The following is a 5472-nucleotide window of genomic DNA, read 5'->3' on the forward strand; positions in this document are numbered from 1 at the left end:
TCTGCCAGATACACTCTCACCGTTACCGTCGCCATCGTCTCACCTCAGCAACCATTGTAGGCGAGCAGACACAAAGGGCAATCAGGCGCATCGACTCATTCAAAATTGAGCTGGACCGGCTCAAAAACAAGTGACAGCGATCCTCACGGTCAAGACACCATCCCTGAAGGGAAGATTCCGTTACCATTCTGTAACTTTCGATGATTATACCATTGTTGCCTGCACAAGATTGTGCGGAGTTTGAAACAAGGGGTGATACATGCAGTGGCATCATCGTGGCAGTGTGACAGGTTCCATTTTTGTCATCATCGCACTAATTGTGGCCTGTCTTGTTCCGAGTGGTTGTATATTAAGGGCCGAGACCACTCACTATGATCAACAATTCCGGGGAATGGTGCTCTCTTTACCGATCTATTCGATGACAGTGTCATCAGTGTCACTGTTGGATAAAGTCCCCGGCCATCAAGTGCTGACACGGTCCCAAGAGGAAGCGTTCACACAACAGGTTCTGACCATGAGCGACGCGGACTTCGAGGAATTCTGCAGATCCCACCTTTCCGAAGTGATCGCGTATGCCGACAACCCCGCCAAAGGCGTGCATGTTCGCTGGAATGCCGACTTGGTATCCAAGATCGTACCACGGGTAGCTCCTGATCTCCAAGCTGCCATCGATAGTCAGATCAAGGCGCAGTCGACGAGCAATGATTGGTTTCACGAAGAGCCAGCCACTGCATCTCCCAAGGCATTGGTCCCTGGATCCAATGATGTCACGCCTAGCGTAGTGGCCTACGTTCTTGGCAGTCCTATCTATGGTCTGTATTGTCGCATTCACTGGGAGTGGGACTCATATCACATAACGAGCGTTTTGCCATCCTCCTACGGACAGGTCTACGCATCTTTGTATACCGACGAGGGGTTAAATGCCACACAGGGTTACTACAATGCCGATCAAACGATCTACTACAAATGGGTACAATGGCATTTTATCCATTGGTCGACATATCCTGGTGGAGTCCCTGTGGGCAATGCCTACCCGGAGCTCAATATCCAGGTACACGCCGGAGGATCGTGGGATTACCAATCCGTTTCAGGATGACGCTTCGCTTTTATGAGCAACATGAGGCCATGGGTGAGCTTTCTTGTCTTTCTGTGGCAGCGTCAGGAAGCGAGAAAGGGATGCACATGCGTTTGCCGTGCGCGGCCTAGTTAGACGATGGCTGGCTCTTTCGGACATTTGGTGAAATGTACGTTATGTGGATAGGAGGTGAGGAGGGTGAATGAGTAACGCATGTTGGCCTCTACACTCTGAGGCACTGCAAGTTCGCGGTGTAGACGAGAACCAGAAGGACGTTTCATGCACGTTCTTGGTACATCCAAGAGAAGGAGAGAAATGAAACAACTGAGAACTCAGAAGAGGCTAGTGTACCTTTCGATCATGTTGATTCTGGTCTTGTGTGCGACAGCAATACGACCTGCTATCGTTGCCACGGCGTCGGACGGTACTGATACACAGGCGTTCCTCACCGCAGCGCGTTCTTTTGCTGAACAGGCAGAAGCGGCTGGGGGCCACCACCTGACTGCTGAACCTGTCATCACGGTCACCAGCAAGCAGATCCAGGCAGGCAAGATGGAAGTCACGATGGAGATCGACGCAATGAGTGTCCTGAATAGTGGACCTCGAGATGCTGAACCGGTGCTCGCCGGAAAACTGCAGTACCTTCAGGATCATGGCACTACACTTTCTGCTGCTGCCAAGAAGGCTGTTGAAGACGACATCGCAGACTGGCGCAGCACGATTGAATCTGCCATGACCGTTCCAAGCGAAGGATGCTTTTCTATCAAGGTCGTTGCAGATGTACGTATTGCCGGCAACATCGATACCAACACTCTTCAAGTGTACGTGGACAACGGACCGATGCAGAGCAATTTCATTCCTGCAGCTCAATTCCTCAAGGACGTGCGTTCTGGCTGGGCGACGGTTACAGAAGCGTATGACAGTTCTGCGTCCATAGCTTCGGCGGCTTCCGCAAAGGGTGCTGTCGCGCCTGCAGCCACGTCGAGTTCCTACAACCGAACGATAGCGTACCAATATGCAGATAGGTGGGCTAAGGACACGACGATTCACTGCGATAGTGCCACGCTCCAGAACACAGCAAACTGGAACAACATCCAGTATCCTAATTACCAGAGCTTCTACTGCAATGACTGTGCGGATTATGTGTCACAATGCCTGCATGCTGGTGGTATTCCTACAACTGCAATGTGGAGTTACTGCACAAATAACTGGGACAGGGCTGGTCCCCTCATGGGCTATCTGAAGGACAACGGGTATATCACCTACGTCGCCTCTCGGCTCGACTGCAAGTGTGGAGACCCCTTCTTCTTCGAGGACAAGGATCAGTGGGGCAACCCCAACGGTGTCATATCCCACACCGTCTTCATGGCTTACAACGACGGAAAGTACACCTACTATGACGCACACACGTCCGATCACCTGCGATTCTTCTGGGATGGGACCTATTCACTCTATTTCTATCACTATACGCATGTGATCTACTAGTATTTTTGTTCAGGGCGATCCGCAGGATCGCCCTGAAACCGTGGCAGGACAAATTACAAAGGAGATGCTTCTCATGAAGAAACTTTGCTCTCTCGTTCTTGTTGCAGTACTGTGCGTCACTGCTGCTACCGGCTGTTCTCGCTCTGCCGGAATCAGTCCCGTGACGATGGTGACAGAACTAGGAACAAACGCAGCGGGAAAGACGCTGACAGCCTATCTTGTGACATGGGATATTCAGCGTGGCACTCTTGTCCTTTCTGATACACCACTCTTTCACAGGTCCTACTATTCTGATGACTGGCCACGCATGTTGTGGTCTTCGGGACCACCGTTCACAGTGCTCCAGCGGTCCGTGGACCAGGTCCAGGGTGGTGTCAAGAAACATCTTCTCATGCTGCAACCAGCCGCTTCAGACACCAGGGTACTGGCATGGCCTGCGAAGCTGGCGTTGAGTATGAAGGCGCAGGAGAGCGTCTCGTGGTACGCATGGGACAAGAAGGTGTTTATGAGTGCTCCTGTGGAGATGATCATTTCACCCTATAACTATAAGACCTTGGATGGCAAGAGCGTCCAGATCACGCAATATACTACTCCAGTGAAGATGCTTGCTGCCATGCTTCCTTTAGGGCTGAACCACATAACTGCTATTTACGGCAGCGGGAGTCTGGAGAATGGTTTTGTCCTTGTTGAAACTGGTGCCATCGGAGGAACATCGGATTCGTCGGATTCGCTCCAGCTCATCCGTCTGACTGGCGGGAAGGCGACGTGGCTGCCCTGCGGGGATGCTCCATGCGGAGGTGTCGTCAGTGGAGCAGGGCCGCAATTTGTCCGCATCGGCTCACGGCTCTACCTGCTGGGTGGCTGCCGGAACAAGATCGCGATGATCGACACTGCAGCGGCTAAGCCTGTCATCACGTATCCAACAGGCATCAACAGAACATTCAGTTCGCTTATCACCAAAGCCGGGAAGGATACTGTCACCGGTGCGCCCTTTTCTGCTGCCTTCGAAGGCAGCGGCACAGTGCTTCAGCTCTCGTTGTTCAACTGGACATTGAATGGAACGCAGACCTATGCCCTGAATGAAGACGGCACTATCCTCGGGTATCTTGAGGGAGACACCAGTGGACGATTGTGGTGTATGAATGCCAGCGGACGTCGGTTATCCTCGGTGTCCCTGCCAAATGTCCAATACTCCTCCTCCCCTTCACCGGATTTGTTTGCAGGATGGTGAGATGGTCGGAATGATGGATTGAAGTTCTTGCATATGTATTAGACCTCTGGCGGCTTACATCTTCTTGCCTATGTGTCAATGTTTTGGCATGCGTTTGAGGGTCCTGACAGATGTCCGATGAGGGTCATGGTTGGCTGAGTCTCCGCGAACCTTCGACGAAAGGGGGAACGGCAGTGCACAGTGAATAAGTGGGTTGGGCCTGTGTTGAGGTGCTGGGCGCAGTACACGGTGGTTCGCTCGGGACTCGGACCAAGGTTCGCCTCCTGATCTATACTCTTATTGGGCCGTTGATGCTCTCGGCACCGTTGCACGGGTCCAGATTGCGCAATACGCGCTTTCTTCTCTCGGTCCGTCAGCGCCGAACATCCAACCTCTGAGAAGAATAGAAGAGCCGCGGAATAGCGGAATAATCCCCCACTCTTCAGTTCTTCCTGCCTTCTGTATAGGTCAACGTCTCCGGTGACAACCTTCACCGAGCTTGGTGCCCTGTTCCTCCTGAGTACCCTTGGGGTCTTTGCCCTCACGAAGAAGAGGCGTGTCTATGAATGGCACGCACCACGCAACACGTTCATTTAAGAGCCGTTGTATCAGGCTGGAGTCATGGAGCAACAAATCCGTTACCATTTTGTAACTTTCGCTGTGTATGCTGTTGTTACCTGAAAGGTCCCCTCTGTGGGTGATGCTTCAGGTGGCTGGTTCGTGTGACGTCTAGAGCTGGCTGTAAGAAAACGTGGTGGTGAGAGGGAGCCTGCGAATAGAGGGAAAGTTTCTAGTCTGTAGTCTGATGTAGTTTTACCCTCTCGCCACCAAAAGGAACAAAAGAAAAAAATAGAGGAGGTAACCTCGATGTTGAAAGAAGAATTCCGGAGAGCATTCTTCAGCTGGGCATTTGTGCTTGCCCTTGTGATCACGAGTGTCTGCTTCGCCATCGGCCTGAAAGACTATGGGGGGCCAGTTGCACCCCTGCGGCCTGAAGATCGGGATCTTTTCCCTTTTGATCGGAATGCGTTTGATGCATTCATTTATGCAGCAGGCATGGGTGGGTTTTTTGCTATATTTGCGCCTCTTATTGCCGTGCTCCCGTTTGCCGCATCCTTTATTACAGACCGCACATCTGGCTATATCACATTCATCCTTTCACGAACTTCGTTCCGCAGATATCGTACCTCCAAGTATGTTGCCAATCTGCTGGCAGGCGGGGTCAGCACATCCCTTCCGCTGCTTGTCGGGTATGGCATCATCAATATCTTCTACGAGCGAGGGCTTCCACCTGTGCCTGCACCAGGTGAGGCGTGGTATGCATTCTTTCCCTGGGTGAACGCCAATGGGACCTTTGGCTACCTCTACCGCACAAAACCAGATCTGTACATCTTTTTCCTTATCGGACTTGCCTTCCTGTGGGGGGCAGCCTGGGCCACAGCAGGCCTCGCCGTCTCTTCAGCTGTTCACAACAAATATCGTGCTCTTGTAGCTCCTTTTCTTCTGTATGTTGTTGCGCATTTTGTTATATCGGTTCTCGGGGTACCAGAGTGGTCACCGCTGAACAATTTTGTCCCTGTTCTATACAAGACAACCTCACCGGTGACAACCTTCACCGAGCTTGGTGTTCTGTTCCTCCTGAGCACCCTTGGGGTTTTTGCACTCGCGAAGAAGAAGCATGTCTATGAATAGCACGCATCAC

At 52.0% G+C, this 5472-nt stretch carries 4 protein-coding genes; all 4 read left to right on the plus strand.

Annotation, left to right across the window (positions count from 1 at the left end):
* Positions 1-259 precede the first annotated feature (259 nt).
* The 4 genes from SMC5_RS03190 (at position 260) to SMC5_RS03205 (ending at position 5462) form a co-directional block, all read left to right on the plus strand.
* On the plus strand, positions 260-1096 hold the full coding sequence (locus SMC5_RS03190; RefSeq protein WP_126869127.1) for a hypothetical protein: 837 nt from the start codon (positions 260-262) through the stop codon (positions 1094-1096).
* A gap of 294 nt (positions 1097-1390) precedes the next feature.
* Positions 1391-2560 (plus strand): amidase domain-containing protein, encoded by a 1170-nt coding sequence (locus SMC5_RS03195; protein ID WP_165846206.1) that lies wholly within the window; start codon positions 1391-1393, stop codon positions 2558-2560.
* Between the two features lie 73 nt (positions 2561-2633).
* On the plus strand, positions 2634-3791 hold the full coding sequence (locus SMC5_RS03200) for a hypothetical protein (RefSeq protein ID WP_119119561.1): 1158 nt from the start codon (positions 2634-2636) through the stop codon (positions 3789-3791).
* An 846-nt stretch (positions 3792-4637) separates the two neighbouring features.
* The gene (locus tag SMC5_RS03205; protein WP_119119562.1) at positions 4638-5462 is read left to right on the plus strand and encodes a hypothetical protein; all 825 of its coding nucleotides are present in this window, start codon (positions 4638-4640) and stop codon (positions 5460-5462) included.
* Positions 5463-5472 lie beyond the last annotated feature (10 nt).

This window comes from Candidatus Cryosericum odellii (assembly GCF_003570935.1).
Classification (GTDB): domain Bacteria; phylum Caldisericota; class Caldisericia; order Cryosericales; family Cryosericaceae; genus Cryosericum; species Cryosericum odellii.